Raw genomic sequence first — 14,687 nt, 5'->3', positions numbered from 1 at the left:
CCGGCAAGCAGGCGGCGTCTCAGGCGTGCTCTCAGCAACCGGAAGCAGTAACCCCTCTAGTAGGGCCGGGCGCCTCTGGCGGCCAGCCACCCTGAACTGTTTCGCTGTAGGCAAACAACCAGTGGATACGCTGCAAAACCAAAGTTGAGCGGAGTAGACTCAACTTAAGTAAAACTGCCCCCGAAAGGAGCTCTCTTTGGACGTCAAATTCACCACCAAGAGCCAGGAGGCTCTTTCGGCTGCGGCCATGAATGCCTCCACGGCTGGAAACCCGCAGGTAGAGCCCGCTCACCTGCTCAAGGCGCTGATGGACCAGCGCGAAGGCGTCGCCGTGGCCCTGCTGCGCGCAACCGGCGCCGATCCTGACTCTGTCAGCGTCCAGGCGAGCAGTGCGATCAAGGCACTCCCGGCCACTTCCGGGGGATCCAGCCAGCAGGCGCAGCTCTCCCGCCCCGCCCTGCAGGCCATCCAGAACGCCAAGGAGGAAGCGGACCGCCTGGGTGACACGTTCGTCTCCACCGAGGTCCTCCTTCTGGGGGTCTCGGCCGGCAATGATGCTGCAGCCCGGTTGCTCCGCGACGCCGGAGCCTCCCATGAAGCACTGCTCGCCGCCCTGCCTGGAGTCCGCGGTGACGGAAAGGTCACCAGCCCCGACCCGGAGAACACGTTCCAATCCCTTGAGAAGTTCGGCACCGACCTTACGGCCATGGCCCGGTCGGGCAAGCTTGATCCCGTGATCGGACGCGACGCCGAAATCCGCAGGATTGTCCAGGTCCTGAGCCGCCGCACCAAGAACAATCCCGTAATCATCGGTGAGCCCGGCGTCGGCAAGACCGCTGTAGTGGAGGGCCTGGCGCAGCGCATCGTGGCCGGGGATGTGCCCGAAAGCCTGCGCGGCAAGACCCTCATTGCTTTGGACCTCGCGTCCATGGTGGCGGGTGCCAAGTACCGCGGCGAGTTTGAAGAGCGGCTGAAGGCTGTTTTGGAGGAAATCAAAAACTCCGAAGGCCAGATCGTCACCTTCATCGATGAAATCCACACAGTGGTGGGGGCCGGTGCCACCGGTGATTCCTCCATGGACGCGGGCAACATGCTCAAGCCCATGCTGGCCCGCGGCGAGCTGAGGTTGATCGGTGCCACCACCCTGGACGAGTACCGGGAGAACATCGAGAAGGACCCCGCCCTTGAGCGCCGCTTCCAGCAGGTGTACGTGGGTGAGCCCAGCGTGGAGGACACCATCGGCATCCTCCGCGGCCTGAAGGAACGCTACGAGGCGCACCACAAGGTCACCATCGCGGACGCTGCCCTGGTGGCCGCCGCCACGCTCTCAAACCGCTACATCTCCGGACGCCAGCTGCCGGACAAGGCCATCGACCTGGTGGATGAGGCCGCATCCCGGCTCCGCATGGAGATCGACTCCGCGCCGGAGGAGATCGACCAGCTCCAGCGCGTGGTGGACCGGCTCACCATGGAAGAGCTGGCTCTGGAAGGTGAAACGGACGCCGCCTCTGTGGAACGCCTCGCGGCTCTCCGTGCGGACAAGGCGGACAAGAGGGAGGAGCTGGATGCCCTCAACGCCCGCTGGGAAGCCGAAAAGGCAGGACTGAACCGGGTTGGCGACCTCAAAGCAAAGCTCGATGAGCTGCGAAGCGCTGCGGACAAGGCCCAGCGCGAGGGCGACCTGGAGACTGCGTCCCGCGTGCTTTACGGCGAGATCCCGGCCTTGGAGCGGGAGCTGAATGCCGCCGCGGAGGCCGAAGCCGCCGTCACGGACAAATCCTCGCAGATGGTGGCGGAACAGGTGACTGCTGACGACATCGCCGAGGTCATCTCGGCCTGGACCGGCATACCTGCAGGCCGCATGCTACAGGGTGAAAGCCAGAAGCTGCTCCACATGGAGGAGGAGCTGGGCAAGCGGCTCATCGGTCAGACCAAGGCTGTCACGGCAGTCTCGGACGCCGTCCGGCGCGCACGGGCGGGGATCAGCGATCCCAACCGGCCCACCGGGTCGTTCCTGTTCCTGGGCCCCACCGGCGTCGGCAAGACGGAGCTGGCCAAGGCCCTGGCGGACTTCCTGTTCGACGACGAGCGTGCCATGGTGCGGATCGACATGTCCGAGTACGGCGAGAAGCACTCCGTCGCCCGCCTCGTGGGTGCGCCCCCGGGCTACGTGGGCTACGAGGAGGGCGGCCAGCTGACTGAAGCGGTCCGCCGTCGTCCGTACTCTGTAGTGCTGCTGGACGAGGTGGAGAAGGCCCACCCCGAGGTGTTCGACATCCTCCTGCAGGTGCTCGATGACGGCCGGCTCACCGACGGCCAGGGCCGCACCGTGGATTTCCGCAACGTGATCCTGGTGCTGACCTCCAACCTGGGCAGCCAGTTCCTGGTGGACCAGACCCTGGACCCGGAGGCCAAGCGGAACGCCGTTATGGCCACCGTCAATGCATCCTTCAAGCCCGAGTTCCTGAACCGGCTGGACGAGGTTGTGCTGTTCGACGCCCTTACCGTTGAAGAGCTGGCACACATCGTGGAGCTGCACGTGGACGAACTGGGCCGCCGGCTGCACGAGCGCCGCCTCACCCTCGAGGTCACCGAGGGCGCCCGAGCCTGGCTGGCCTTGTCCGGATTCGATCCCGCCTACGGCGCGCGGCCGCTCCGCCGCCTGGTGCAGCGCGAGATCGGCGACCGCCTGGCGAAAGCCATCCTGGCCGGCGACATCAGCGACGGCGATACGGTGCTGGTGGATACGGCGGCGGACCTTGGAGAGCTCACCGCGGACGGAATTGATGCCCCAGCCGCCGGGGTGGGGCTCAGTAACGGTCTGTCCGTCCGCCGGAAGGACTAATGGCGATCAAGGGTGGATGCAGGGGTGCTGCCCTGGCGGTATGGCCGCTAGGGCAGCACGCTTGCGTTAATCACGTTGCCGCCGGCTGCGGTGACATAGCAGTCAGCTCTGCGGTCCCCTGATTCCCAACTGGTGGTACTGGGGAAGCTGCGCTCGAAGTTGAGGGCGAAGTTGTTGGCAGCCGGGCCCAGCTTCGCGGCCTGGCATGCTTCCAGCGCTTTTGCCTTCAGGGCTTCGGCGCCGGGATACGTTTCCGCCTCCGGGTACCGGAACAACGCTACGAGCTGGGCCGAGTGCGGCGTATCGCACGCCACCACGGTGGCTGCCAGCGCTTCGGGATCGAAATCCTTGAAGCAGTCTCCGAGTGCGTAGTCGGCGGGGGTGACGCCCTCGCGGGGCAGCGGCAGTGGTGTAGCGGGCGGTGTGACCGTGGTTTCCAGCACCCCCGGTGCGCTGCCCCTGGGACTGTCAGCGACTGGGTTCGAGTTCAGCCACAGGGCAAGCCACACCAGGGAACCGATGACGGCCAGAAGGACGACGACGAAGGCTGCTATCCACAGCATTCGGCGGTTTACCCTCCCGGATTGGGTGGATGTTCCCTGTTCCGGTTCCATGCGCGGGTGCAGGACCGGTTCGGCTGGCGGTGCAGGCATACGATGCTGTTCGGCGGGGGGCGGCGAGGCGGGCTTGGGCGGAACGTCCTGGTGGTTCACGTGGTGCGTCCTCCTGGTTCTCTCCGCCGGCCCTGCCTTTGGCTCTGTATTGGCAGATGTTTTTAGCGACTCTACCGAAGAAAAAAGCTGCAAACGCGCTGTTTGAAGCCCTGATGGTAACCCAAACCACGTCGAGGCGCCGAAGGTGGCAAGCGGGGGCAGTCGAAAGCATGTAATCTAGGTGTACGACAAATTGACCAAACATTCCGGGGCCTCACCTACGCCAAGGTGACCACCTCCGGTCCAAGTACAAAAGGGGGTCACGCCATGGGGCGCGGCCGTCAAAAGGCAAAAGCTACCAAGCAGGCTCGGGATATCAAGTACTACTCCCCGAACACTGACTACTCGGCACTTCAGCGTGAGCTGACGGGTCCAGGCAGTCGTGCCACGAGCCATTACGCGAATGAGCCGGTTGAACCCGACTATTCGGCTTATGTGGATAAGTACGCGGATGATTTGGAAGAAGACGACGACGAGGTAGACACCCGTCGGATCGGCTAGTTGTCGCGTGGGCTGTTGCCGAGACCGGACAGCCATGTGACGCCGCAGCACAGAAGGACGCCGCAAGTCCTGGTGGACTCCAGCCCTAGTGCAGCGCTTCTTTTTTGGCACCCGGATTAGTTCATTTCCGGGGCCGACTTCAGTTGAAAAGCCCGCTGCCCGCACCGGAAACGGTGCAGGCAGCGGGCTTTCTGCTGGACCAGTGACTTGTCGCGACTCGTCAGAGAAAATGGGAGCACCCCGCCCCGTTTGGGTCGGGGCACTCATTGTGTTGCTATGACTACTCGCAGTAACCGCCGCTCCTAGTTGTTGCTCAGTTCGACATCATTCCTTTGGCCCTGCTGGTCGCAAACAACCCTGGTGGTGTCATTCGCATCGACTTCTTGGGCGAGCAGGATGACAGGCCCAACCTTTACACCGCAGACCTGGGCGGCTACGTTCGCGGCGACCGCGACATTGACGTCTTCCAGGATCGTTACGTTTCCTACGCTGACATTTACCAGTCCGTCCTGGTCAACGTCACGAACTGCCTGTGATGGTGCCGCGACAGCTCCAATGATGAAAAGAGATCCGGCGGCTGCTGCCGTGATTTTGCGCATGATAGACATTGTTTCTCCCTGAAATCTGACCGTAGTACCCGAAGTACGTCTGACCAGCTAAACGCCCCAATATCGTATGGCGTGGCCGTGTGGGAACACGGACTTTGTGGTTTCTTTGCTCTCCGCCGGCGGCGGTAGGAAGCAGCCAAGTACCGGGCTGCTAGGGCGAACTTGCCCCTTTAAGGACTGCTGTCACTGGCCCTGGAGAAGAACCCCCATACCGACTCCGGTACTGCTCTTCCATACCTTCGAGCATAAAGGTAAGTATACTTAGGGTCAAGATATGGGAGTGGTTTATCTCACATAAATTCTTTTGGCAGGGTTCAGCGTGAGGCGCGGCGCGGTTCTTGAATTACGCCGTTCGAATCGTGCTTTCTTTCCAAGGCCAGAGCGCGGGGCGCACCAGCCAGCCCCACAGCCAACACCGACGCCAGCACCAGTGCGGACGCCGGTGCCAGGACCGCCCATGGTGCTCGTTCCACATAGCCGATGCCCTCGGCCAGGATCAGTCCCCACTCCGCTGACGGCTGCTGTGGTCCCAGTCCCAGGAATCCCAGGGCGGCGAGGGCAAGGGCAACTCCGGGCAACCGGAGCATCGCGTGCCGCAAAATTGGCCGCGCCACGGCCGGAAGGATGTAGCGGAGCATGATCCGCGCCTTGCCCACACCCAGCACGGGAAGGACCTGGACATAGGGTTGCGCCCTTGCTTCCTGGGCCAACGCGGCAGTATGGGCAGCCAGGGGTGCCCAGCTCACGGCAGCCACGGCAAGCGCCGCGCCATGCGCCGAGGGGCCCGCTAGCGCTGCAACCACAAGGCCCGCAAGGATGGGCGGTGCAGCGTTAGTGACCTCGAGCGGTCCTGTGGCTGCCAGCGGAAAGAGCCCGACGGCGATTCCGATGACCAGGCAGGCCAGCACCACCAGCAGCGCAGTTCCCAGCGTGCCCAGCGCTCCGTGCGCCACACGGGCCAGCAGGTCCCGGCCGCTGGCGTCTGCCCCAAAAGGCAGCGTGAACGTGGGTGCTGCCAGCCGGGCATGCGTGGATGTAAAAGGGTCGCGCAGCAACCCGGCGCCGATCATCAGCAGCAAGGCCAGGCCCGCGACAGCAGGCACGGCCAGGTGGCGGCGGTTCCCCGACCGCGGTGCCTCGGACAGCGGAAGCGTGCCGAAGCGCACCGCAGGCCCAAGCAGCACGAACCGCGCCGCCGTCGTCAGCGTTCCCACCAGCAGGGCAAGCCCCATCAGCACCAGCATGCCCGCCTGAAGGGTGGGGATGTCCTGGGCACTGGCTGCGCCCAGGAGCGCACGGCCGAGCCCCGGGATCGAGTACACCTTCTCAACGGCCACCGCTCCGCCCGTCAGCCCAATGAGGACCAGCCCCACCTGCGGCAGCACCGCCGGCAGTGCACGGCGGAGCACCGCAACGGTCAGCTGCGCGGACCCCGCATGGGCCATCCGCCAGGTGGCCACCCACTGCTCCGCGAACGCGGCGCGGACAGCGTCCGACAGCAGGAGTCCGATCAGTCCGCCCGCCGGGATGCCCAACGAAAGAGCCGGCAGGACCGCATACTCCACGCCTTTCCAGCCAAAGGGCGGGAACCAGCGAAGCCAGATGGCACCCACTACCAGCAGCATCGCTGCCAGGAGGAACTCCGGCAGGGAGGTCAGCGCGGCGGACAGGGCACCCGACGCCGGCCTTCGCCGCTGCCGCAGCCCGTCCACCACCGCGGGCGTGCACGTGAGAATGGCGATGAGGGCAGCGACGGCGGTGGCGAACCCCATCAGGGTCACTGAGACGCTCAGCGCGGCCGTGATCCCCGGACCTACGGGCGCATTGCTGATCCAGGAGGTGCCGAGGTCCCCGGTGAATACGCCCCCCATCCAGGACAGGAACATGGCCACGGGCCCCTGCTCCAGGCCGAGCTCTGCCCGGACTGCAGCCAGGGCTTCGGGCGTGGGCTCACGGTCCGAGTACCTGGCGCGCAGGATGGTGTACTCCGCTCCGCGCCCTGAGAGCCGCGGCATCATGCCAACCAGCAGCACCAGGGAAACCAGGGCAAGGATCCGCGAGGCAGTGACTTTCAGCAACACCGGACCGGTGGGCATCAGCCTGCAGCCCCTGTGGTCCCAGCTCCGCCGGTGACCGCTGTCCTGCCCGTAATCAGGGCCCGCTCGCGCGAATCCCGCTCCACCTCCCGGACGCTGCCGGACTCGCCTTGGATGACGCGTTCGTGAAGCAGCGGGATTGCCGCATCACGGGCCAGGATCAGGCTTTCTGCGGCGGCGATGGCAGCGCGGCGTTCCGGGCCGGCCGGAATCCCGGCAGCCTTGGCCAGTGCGGCATCAACGGCCGGATCGCAGAACTGGGAGATGTTGAAGGACCCGGCGCAGGAGAAGTCGCTGTAAAGGTAGGCCACCGGGTCCCCGGAATCCAGCACTGTGGCGCGGGAGAGGATGAAGGCGTCAAACTTTCCGGCCAGGGCGTCCGCCTCAATGTGCTGGTACTCCCTGACATCCTGCTCCACCGTGAAACCGGCAGCCTCCAGTTGCTGCTCCAGCTGGACGGCCACCTCCGGCAGTTCAGCGCGGTCAGTGAACGTACCGAGCCGGATGGGTGTGCCCTTTACCGCAGTTGCGGTGACCCGGGTGGCCAATGCTGCCGCATAGCTCGCACTGTCCCGTTCCCCGGCTGCCCAGGGAAGCGCCGGACCCAGCAGTCCGGCGGCCTTGTCTGCCCGGCCCTCATAAACACTGTCCACGATGGTGCCGGCATCGATCGCGCCCCGGGCGGCGGCCCGGACCGCCGGATCCGTGAACGGGCCGGAAGCAGTGTTCAGGTACAGGGTGTTGGTCCGCGGCATGGGTACTTCGTGCACCAGGGCTGGATCGATCTGGGCCACCTGGCCCACGGGGATCGCTTCGACGACGTCTGCATCCCCGGTCCGGATGGCAGCCGCCCTGGCAGTCCCGTCCGGAACGAACTCGACGTCCACCCCGTCGGCTTCGGCCCGCCCGCCCCAGTACCTGTCAAAACGGTCCAGCCGGGCCGAGGACGTCCCCTCTACAGAGACCAGCCGGTAGGGCCCGGTGCCGGCGTTGACCGGACTGACTGCGCCGTCCTTGTAGGCCGAGGCTGCGAGGATGGCCAGTTGGGGGCTGGAAAGCCGTTGGGGAAGGAGGGGATCGGGCGTTGCCGTGGTGACGATGACTGTGGTGTCACCCTCGGCCTGGGCGGTGAGGACCACGCCGTCCAGAATCCTGGGCTTGGGGCTGGCCCCTGCAGCGGCAGCCAGGGAAGCAACCACTTCCGCGGCTGTCAGGGCCGTTCCGTCATGGAACTCCACGCCGTCCCGAAGGGTAAAACGCCAGGCAGTCGGTCCGGTTTGCTGCCACGCGGTGGCGAGAGCCGGTTTTGCCTCGCCGAGATCGTCAAGTTCCACCAGCGTCTCCGCAGTTTTCCAGCGTGACAGTTTGAAGGCATCGTCACTCAGGGGCGAGAGCCCGGACCGTGGCGGCTGCAGCATGGCCACCTTGATCCGGGCTGAACCGGCGCCATTCTCTGTTGTTTGTTCGGCTCCGGCGGAGAAACAACCTGTCAGGCCGGCGGCCAGAATTACTGCTGACACGCCGGTGAGCGCATGGCTGAGGCGGGTTTTTGCCATGGGGAATTACCTGTTCCTTCAGTAGAGGTGAGGGTGCGGGCCGGCGCGGGTGCCGGGCCTAGTGTTTGGCGGGCAGGAGCCTGGAAAGTCCGACGGCGGGAATCACCGTGAGTGCCGCCATCAGCGCCCAGGGCCATACGGCGGCGGGTCCGGGCTGTGCGGCTCCTGAGTAGAGCGGTCCCAGGATGAAGTTGCCTAGCAGCACGGCGCAGCCGCCCATGCTTGCAAGGAGGCCGTAATAGATTCCGGTACGGCGGCCGCGGGCAAAGTCCAGGACCAGCGGCATGGCCACCGGGCCGATGCACATGTGGCCGAGGCACAACCCCACCACCAGCAGCAGCGGCGGCAGGAGCTGCGTTGCGCCGGTGGCTGGAAACTGGGCCAGCACTGCCATGGTGGCGAATGCCAGGCCCTTAAGGAGGAATCCGGCAGTGAGGGCCGGCCCCGGGCCGATCCTCGTTGTCAGCCGGGAGATGGGCCACTGCAGGGCTATGGTCAGGACGGAAGCGACGGCGAACAAGCCGGCCAGTGCTGCAGGCCCGGCACCGCTCCTGGTCAGTTCGATCGGGAGCCCGAAGTAGAGCTGGTTGTAGGCGAGAAGGTTGACGCTGTACAGGGCAGCGAACAGCACAAAGCGCTTCTCACGCAGCATCGCAGCGATACCCTCAGTCTGTGCAGTGGCCGGTTGCGGCGGAACGTCCGGCTTGGCCGGGGACCAGGCAAGATGTGGCACCTCACTTGGGATGTTGCACCACAGCACCCCTGCCATGACGATGAAGACCAATGCTCCGGCAAGTGCCGCCCAACTGAAGGAAAGGCCGAGCAGCAGCGCGCCGACCAGCGGCCCGGCCACGGCGCCCATCTCTCCACAAATGGCGAGCAGCGCAAAAAGCGCCGGTCCCTTTCGGCTGGCGCTCCGCCGTCGTTCTTCTGCCTTCCCCACGAGGGATTCCAGCGCGGGGGAGAACAGTGCTCCGCCCATGCCGGTGAGGACGGCGCCGAGGAGGAATAGAGGAAAGCTGGCGGCCATGGCCAAGGTGAGGTACCCGGAGACGCGGACCAGGCAGCCCACCAGCATGGCCCGCCGCGGCCCCCAGCGGTCCGTGATCAAACCGCCGACGAGGAACAGGCCCTGCTGGCTGAAGACGCGCGCACCGAGGACGACGCCGACGGCTGTGGCGGTCATGCCGAAGTCCTGGGTCATGACAAGGGCAAGGAACGGCACCACAGCGTAGAAGCCGACATTGAAGACGAGCTGGCTGGCCAGGAGCAGGCCCGGACCCGGGTGGGGCGGTGTGCCGGTTACCCGCTGTGGAGAACGGAGTCCTGTCACAGGGCACCCGCCGGGACATGGCTGGGGAGCTGCAGGCTGGCGGATGCCTGCACAAGTGCAATGGCGGCCGGGCTGGCGGGGTTTTCCAGCACCTGCCCGGTGGGCCCTTGTTCCACGATGCGGCCTGCAGACAGCACGGCAGTGGTGTGGCACATCCTGGCTGCCGTACCAAGGTCGTGGGTGACCAGGAGCAGGCCCAGGCCTTCTCCCTGCACCAGGCTGTCCAGCAGCGAGAGGACCGTGTCCCGCAACGGAAGGTCAAGTCCGCTGACCGGTTCGTCCGCCAACAGGAAGGTTGGCTGAACAACGAGGGCACGGGCAATGGCCACCCGCTGGTTCTGGCCGCCGGACAGCTCGCCGGGACGGCGCTCCGTCAAGCCTGCCGGCACTTCAACCCGGTCCAGGGCCTCGGCCACCAGGGCCTGGTGGTTCCCGTCCACCCGGAGCTGCCGCAGTGGTTCCTTCAACAGCTGGGAAACGGTCATGCGGGGGTCCAGGCTTCCGGCCGGGTTCTGGGGGATGTACTGCACGGATTGCCGGTACCAGCGCAGGGACCTGACGGGGCCGGACTGCACGTCCCGGCTGCCAAAGGTGACTGTGCCGCTTGTGGGCTTCTCGAGGGCCAGCAGGATCCGCACCAGGGTGGACTTTCCAGAGCCTGAGTTGCCGACGAGGGCCGTACTGGTGCCGGGGGAGAGGCTCAGGCTGATGTTGTGCAGCGTGTTTGTTGGCCCACTGTTGCGGAAGCGGTGGGCGGGGTAGGCGAAGGAGATGCCGTCTGCGGTGAGGGCGCCAGGATCCATCCCTGTGCTCCGGGTCCTGCCAAGGCCCTCAATGGCGCGGGTGCTCATGCTGCCGCCGCGAAGGGTTTATCGGCTGCGCCGGCGGCCTTTAACAGCCGCTGTGTGTAGGGGTGCTGCGGGTTCCGGAGCAGCTCCGCCATGGACGCCTCTTCGACAATCCGGCCGGACTCCATGACCAGGGCGCGTGTACACAGGGCGGCCGCTGCGGTGAGGTCGTGGGTGATGAAGAGGAGGCTGCGGCCTTCCGTCGCCCACGTGCGGAGGGTCGTGAGTACTTTGAGTTGCGTGACGGCGTCCAGGGCGGTGGTGGGTTCGTCCGCTATCAGGAGGGACCCGCGGGAGGCCAGGGCGAGGGCGATGCAGACACGTTGCAGCTGCCCGCCGGACAGCTCGCCGGTGTACCGCCGGAGAATCCGCGCCGGATCCTCAATGCCGGCCAGCGCCAGCACCCGGGCTGCTTCGGCCTGTGCCTCGGTACGGCGAAATCCTGACCTGCGCAAGGGAATGAGGAGCTGCTTGCCGACGGGGACCAGGGGGTTGAGGGAAGTTGCCGGGTCCTGGCGGATCAATCCGGCATGCCCTGGTTCTGAACCGGCCGGGAAGGTGATGGTGCCGCCGGCCGTGATCCCGTCCGGAACTGAGCCCGCGAGGGCACCGGCAGTGAGTGACTTTCCCGACCCTGAGGCCCCGAGCAGAGCGACGCGCTCGCCTTTTTCCATGGTGAAAGTGAGGGGATGCACCAGGGCACGGCCGTGGAGGGAGAGCTTGAGGTCTTTCACGGAGAGGGCGGGTGCAGGCATGGGGACATCGTTTCGCGGCAGGACTTCAAGGGGTCAAATCACATGCTATCAATAATCATTCGCATTAGGAAATTTCTCCCGTCCAGTGGCCCATACCGATAGATGGAAACAAAAAGCCGGCAGGTGCACAAGGCACCTGCCGGCAAAATCAGTGTGTTTTCTAGGCGTAGGCGTTGACCAGCCGTACTGCGCCGCCGTCCACGCCCTTGGCGCCCTGCACGTAGTCCGGACCGGACTTCAGGATTGCGTCCGAGTCCTCCGTGACGGTGCCCATCACCCAGGATGGCAGGCCCCGGTCGTTCAGCCGGGCAACTGCTGCGTCAGCGACGTCAGCGGAGACGATTGCCACCATGCCCACGCCAAGGTTCAGGGTGCGCTCCAGGTCCGCCAGCGGGACGTTGCCCAGCTCGGACACCAGCTTGAAGATGGCCGGCAGCTCCCAGGTTGCGCGGTCCACCGTGGCCACGAGGCCCCGGGGGAGTACGCGGGCCAGGTTGGCGGCCAGGCCCCCGCCGGTCACATGGCTGAATCCATGCACGGCAGCAGCCCCCGTGACGGGGAAGCTGCGGGCGAGATCCAGGCAATCTGCGGCGTACACGCGGGTGGGCTCCAAAAGCTCCTCGCCCAGGGTGCGGCCGAGCTCCGAGACCTGGCGGTCCAGCGCCCACCCTGCGTGGTTGATGACGCGGCGGACCAGGGAGTAGCCGTTGGAGTGGAGGCCTGAGGAGGCCATGCCGATCACGACGTCACCGGCACGGACCCGGTCCGGTCCCAGCAGGTGGTCTGCCTCGATGACGCCGGTGGCTGCGCCGGCGACGTCGTACTCGTGCTCGCCCAGCAGGCCGGGGTGTTCTGCGGTTTCGCCGCCCACCAGGGCAGTGCCGGCCACCGAGCATGCCGCTGCGATGCCGCGGACAATGTCGGCGATGCGCTCGGGCACCACCTTGCCGCAGGCAATGTAGTCGGTCATGAACAGCGGTTCGGCGCCCACCACAACAATGTCGTCCACCACCATGCCCACCAGGTCGAACCCGATGGTGTCGTGGATGTCCATGGCCTGCGCGATGGCCACCTTGGTGCCCACGCCGTCGGTTGACGTGGCCAGCAGCGGCTTCTTGTACGTGAGGAGTTTGGAGACGTCGTAGAGGCCGGCGAAGCCGCCCACCCCGCCGATCACCGAGGAGTTATGGGTGGCCTTGATGGCACCCTTCATCAGCTCGACGGCGCGGTCGCCGGCTTCAACATCGACGCCCGCGGACGCGTAGGTGATGCCGGCAGTGTTCCCGGAGGTGTTGCCGGAGGCGGGGGCAGCGGAAGTCATACGGACTCTTTCTTGTCAGCGTCGGGGGTGATGACTGCGTGATGAATCTCCGGCACGAGGTCGGCTTCGGTGAGCAGGTTTTCAAACTCGGAGTCCGGCCCGGGATCACAGCCGGTGGCGCCGGACTTTTCTGCCGGGTCTTCATGCGAGTCGACGGCCAGGGCTGCGGTAGAGCCGGGGAGGGCCGACGGCGAGGGCTTCAGTCCACCGAGGTCCTTGCGTTCCAGGAGGTTCTTGCCCAGTTTGTCCGAGCCCGGAAGCTCAATGGGGTACTGGCCCGTGAAGCAGGCGGTGCACAGCCTTTCACGCGGCTGCCGGGTGGCTCCGATCATGCCGTCTTCGGAGATGTAGGCCAGCGAGTCGGCGCCGATGGCCTGCGAAATCTCTTCGATAGTGGCACCGTTGGCGATCAGCTCCGCCCGGGAGGCGAAGTCGATGCCGTAGAAGCAGGGCCACTGCACGGGCGGGGAGGAGATCTTGACGTGGACAGCGGCCGCGCCGGCTTCCCGGAGCATCCGAACGATGGCGCGCTGGGTGTTGCCGCGGACGATCGAGTCATCGACGACGACCACGCGCTTGCCGCGGATGACCGACTCAAGGGCATTGAGCTTAAGCCGGATACCCAGCTGGCGCAGGGTTTGAGAGGGCTGGATGAAAGTACGGCCCACATAGGAGTTCTTGACGAAGCCGTGGGCAAAGGGGATGCCGGACTCTTCCGCGTAGCCCACGGCTGCAGGGGTGCCGGATTCCGGTACGGGGATGACGATGTCCGCCACCTGGGTGTTTTCGCGGGCCAGCTGGCGGCCCATCTCCACCCGGGACTCGTACACCGAGCGGCCGGCGATGGAGGCGTCCGGGCGCGCAAGGTAGACGTACTCGAAAACGCAACCGGCCGGCGTCGGCTCCGCAAACTTCTGCGAACGCACGCCCTGCTCGTCAATGGCGATGAATTCGCCGGGTTCAATTTCCCGGATGAAGCTCGCGCCAACGGTGGCGAGGGCGGACTGCTCGGAAGCGACAACCCAGCCGCGCTCCAGCCGGCCCAGTACGAGCGGGCGAATTCCGTAGGTGTCGCGGGCCGCGTAGAGGGTTCCTTCGTCCATGAAGACGAAGCAGAAGCCGCCCTTAATCTTGGGCAGGAGCTCGGTGGCGGTTTCCTCGAGGCTCTTCCCCGGCTCGCCTTCCAGGAGGGCTGTCACCAGGGCCGTGTCCGAGGTGTTGCCCTGCTTCATTTCGCCGGTGAGCTGGCCGCCGTTGCGCTCCTGGATCATGGCGTTGAGCTCAGCCGTGTTGGTCAGGTTGCCGTTATGCGCCAGGGCGACAGTGCCTGTGCTGGTGGCGCCCAGGGTGGGCTGGGCGTTGGCCCAGTGACTGGCTCCGGTGGTGGAGTAGCGGCAGTGTCCCACCGCCAGGTGCCCGGTCAGGGTGTTCAGCGTGGTCTCGTCGAAGACCTGGGAGACGAGTCCCATGTCCTTGTAGACGTTGATCCGCTTGCCGTCGCTGGTGGCAATACCAGCCGACTCCTGACCGCGGTGCTGCAATGCATACAGCCCGTAATAGGTAAGTTTTGCTACCTCTTCACCTGGTGCCCAGACGCCGAAGACGCCACAAGCGTCCTGCGGGCCTTTTTCGCCAGGGAGGAGATCATGGGAAAGTTTTCCATCGCCGCGTGCCACTGGTCGATTATCTCACGACATGGGGTAGGACTTTTCCGGCGGCCGGTTTATGGCCGGGCTATGGCTGGGAGTCTGTGTCCGGCTCGGAATCCGGCACGGCTTCCACCACGGCCCGCTGCTGCCGCTTGACGCTCCGCCGGTCGAGGACCAGCGCCAGCACGGCACCGAGGATTGCGCCCCCGCCGCCGAACATGACCAGGAAGAACCCGAAGACTGCCCCGGCATCGAAGCTGGGATTCGCAGGGACCGCGTAGGCGACTACAGCGGCTGCCGCGATGCCCACCAGTGCCCCGAGGATGAGGAACGGCACGTACTTGGGTGCACGGCGGACGGTCACTTCGCGGCGCTCGGCAGGGGGTTGTTCAGAAGGCATGCATTAACCCTACATTTCCGCTGTTGCCCCATCAGTTACGGCTGCCAAAACCCCCGGATGGG

Annotated in this window: 12 protein-coding genes; 3 read left to right on the top strand and 9 right to left on the bottom strand. The window is 65.7% G+C overall.

What is annotated here, in order from left to right; translation table 11 throughout:
* Positions 1 to 196 precede the first annotated feature (196 nt).
* Positions 197 to 2,845 (top strand): ATP-dependent chaperone ClpB, encoded by a 2,649-nt coding sequence (gene clpB / locus CXX84_RS07835; RefSeq protein WP_102976133.1) that lies wholly within the window; start codon positions 197 to 199, stop codon positions 2,843 to 2,845.
* Positions 2,846 to 2,892: 47 nt separating this feature from the next.
* Here the strand turns inward: clpB and CXX84_RS07830 are convergent, their stop codons facing one another.
* A complete protein-coding gene (locus tag CXX84_RS07830; RefSeq protein WP_223253021.1) occupies positions 2,893 to 3,408 on the bottom strand; it encodes a septum formation family protein in 516 nt (171 codons plus the stop codon).
* Between the two features lie 417 nt (positions 3,409 to 3,825).
* Between CXX84_RS07830 and CXX84_RS07825 the strand changes: the two genes are divergently transcribed.
* Both CXX84_RS07825 and CXX84_RS19280 read left to right on the top strand, forming a co-directional pair.
* Entirely contained in the window at positions 3,826 to 4,059 is a 234-nt protein-coding gene (locus CXX84_RS07825; protein WP_050053419.1) for a DUF3073 domain-containing protein, read from the top strand.
* A gap of 383 nt (positions 4,060 to 4,442) precedes the next feature.
* Positions 4,443 to 4,595 (top strand): hypothetical protein, encoded by a 153-nt coding sequence (locus tag CXX84_RS19280; protein WP_223253020.1) that lies wholly within the window; start codon positions 4,443 to 4,445, stop codon positions 4,593 to 4,595.
* A 386-nt stretch (positions 4,596 to 4,981) separates the two neighbouring features.
* Here the strand turns inward: CXX84_RS19280 and CXX84_RS07815 are convergent, their stop codons facing one another.
* The 8 genes from CXX84_RS07815 to CXX84_RS07780 all read right to left on the bottom strand — a co-directional run bounded on the left by CXX84_RS07815 (position 4,982) and on the right by CXX84_RS07780 (position 14,625).
* Positions 4,982 to 6,763, bottom strand: a complete 1,782-nt coding sequence (locus CXX84_RS07815; RefSeq protein WP_102976130.1) for an ABC transporter permease subunit — start codon at positions 6,761 to 6,763, stop codon at positions 4,982 to 4,984.
* Complete coding sequence (locus CXX84_RS07810; RefSeq protein ID WP_102976129.1) at positions 6,763 to 8,319, bottom strand: ABC transporter substrate-binding protein; 1,557 nt, start codon at positions 8,317 to 8,319, stop codon at positions 6,763 to 6,765. Before CXX84_RS07810 ends, CXX84_RS07815 begins: the two co-directional genes overlap by 1 nt.
* A gap of 58 nt (positions 8,320 to 8,377) precedes the next feature.
* Entirely contained in the window at positions 8,378 to 9,652 is a 1,275-nt protein-coding gene (locus CXX84_RS07805; RefSeq protein WP_102976128.1) for an MFS transporter, read from the bottom strand.
* Positions 9,649 to 10,503 carry an ABC transporter ATP-binding protein gene (locus CXX84_RS07800; protein ID WP_223253019.1) on the bottom strand — a complete coding sequence of 285 codons (855 nt, stop codon included), beginning with the start codon at positions 10,501 to 10,503 and terminating at the stop codon, positions 9,649 to 9,651. The genes CXX84_RS07805 and CXX84_RS07800 overlap by 4 nt, the downstream gene beginning before the upstream one ends.
* Positions 10,500 to 11,255: an ABC transporter ATP-binding protein gene (locus tag CXX84_RS07795; RefSeq protein ID WP_102976126.1), complete on the bottom strand. Its 756-nt coding sequence runs from the start codon at positions 11,253 to 11,255 to the stop codon at positions 10,500 to 10,502. The genes CXX84_RS07800 and CXX84_RS07795 overlap by 4 nt, the downstream gene beginning before the upstream one ends.
* A 160-nt stretch (positions 11,256 to 11,415) precedes the next feature.
* Positions 11,416 to 12,576 carry a phosphoribosylformylglycinamidine cyclo-ligase gene (gene purM / locus CXX84_RS07790; RefSeq protein ID WP_102976125.1) on the bottom strand — a complete coding sequence of 387 codons (1,161 nt, stop codon included), beginning with the start codon at positions 12,574 to 12,576 and terminating at the stop codon, positions 11,416 to 11,418.
* Complete coding sequence (gene purF / locus CXX84_RS07785) at positions 12,573 to 14,252, bottom strand: amidophosphoribosyltransferase (protein WP_102976124.1); 1,680 nt, start codon at positions 14,250 to 14,252, stop codon at positions 12,573 to 12,575. The genes purM and purF overlap by 4 nt, the downstream gene beginning before the upstream one ends.
* A gap of 58 nt (positions 14,253 to 14,310) precedes the next feature.
* A complete protein-coding gene (locus CXX84_RS07780; RefSeq protein ID WP_102976123.1) occupies positions 14,311 to 14,625 on the bottom strand; it encodes a hypothetical protein in 315 nt (104 codons plus the stop codon).
* Positions 14,626 to 14,687 lie beyond the last annotated feature (62 nt).

Source organism: Arthrobacter sp. AFG7.2, from assembly GCF_002892835.1.
In the GTDB taxonomy this organism is placed as follows: domain Bacteria; phylum Actinomycetota; class Actinomycetes; order Actinomycetales; family Micrococcaceae; genus Arthrobacter.
Note: the sequence above shows the minus strand (reverse complement) of the source record. Positions and strands in the feature narration are given on the sequence as shown.

Bases quoted from the DNA above. Each gene is read 5' to 3' on its own strand.
- CXX84_RS07830 (WP_223253021.1), bottom strand. From the start codon at position 3,408: ATGCTGTGGATAGCAGCCTTCGTCGTCGTCCTTCTGGCCGTCATCGGT.
- CXX84_RS07825 (WP_050053419.1), top strand. From the start codon at position 3,826: ATGGGGCGCGGCCGTCAAAAGGCAAAAGCTACCAAGCAGGCTCGGGAT.
- CXX84_RS07815 (WP_102976130.1), bottom strand. From the start codon at position 6,763: ATGCCCACCGGTCCGGTGTTGCTGAAAGTCACTGCCTCGCGGATCCTT.
- CXX84_RS07810 (WP_102976129.1), bottom strand. From the start codon at position 8,319: ATGGCAAAAACCCGCCTCAGCCATGCGCTCACCGGCGTGTCAGCAGTA.
- CXX84_RS07800 (WP_223253019.1), bottom strand. From the start codon at position 10,503: ATGAGCACCCGCGCCATTGAGGGCCTTGGCAGGACCCGGAGCACAGGG.
- CXX84_RS07795 (WP_102976126.1), bottom strand. From the start codon at position 11,255: ATGCCTGCACCCGCCCTCTCCGTGAAAGACCTCAAGCTCTCCCTCCAC.
- purM (WP_102976125.1), bottom strand. From the start codon at position 12,576: ATGACTTCCGCTGCCCCCGCCTCCGGCAACACCTCCGGGAACACTGCC.
- CXX84_RS07780 (WP_102976123.1), bottom strand. From the start codon at position 14,625: ATGCCTTCTGAACAACCCCCTGCCGAGCGCCGCGAAGTGACCGTCCGC.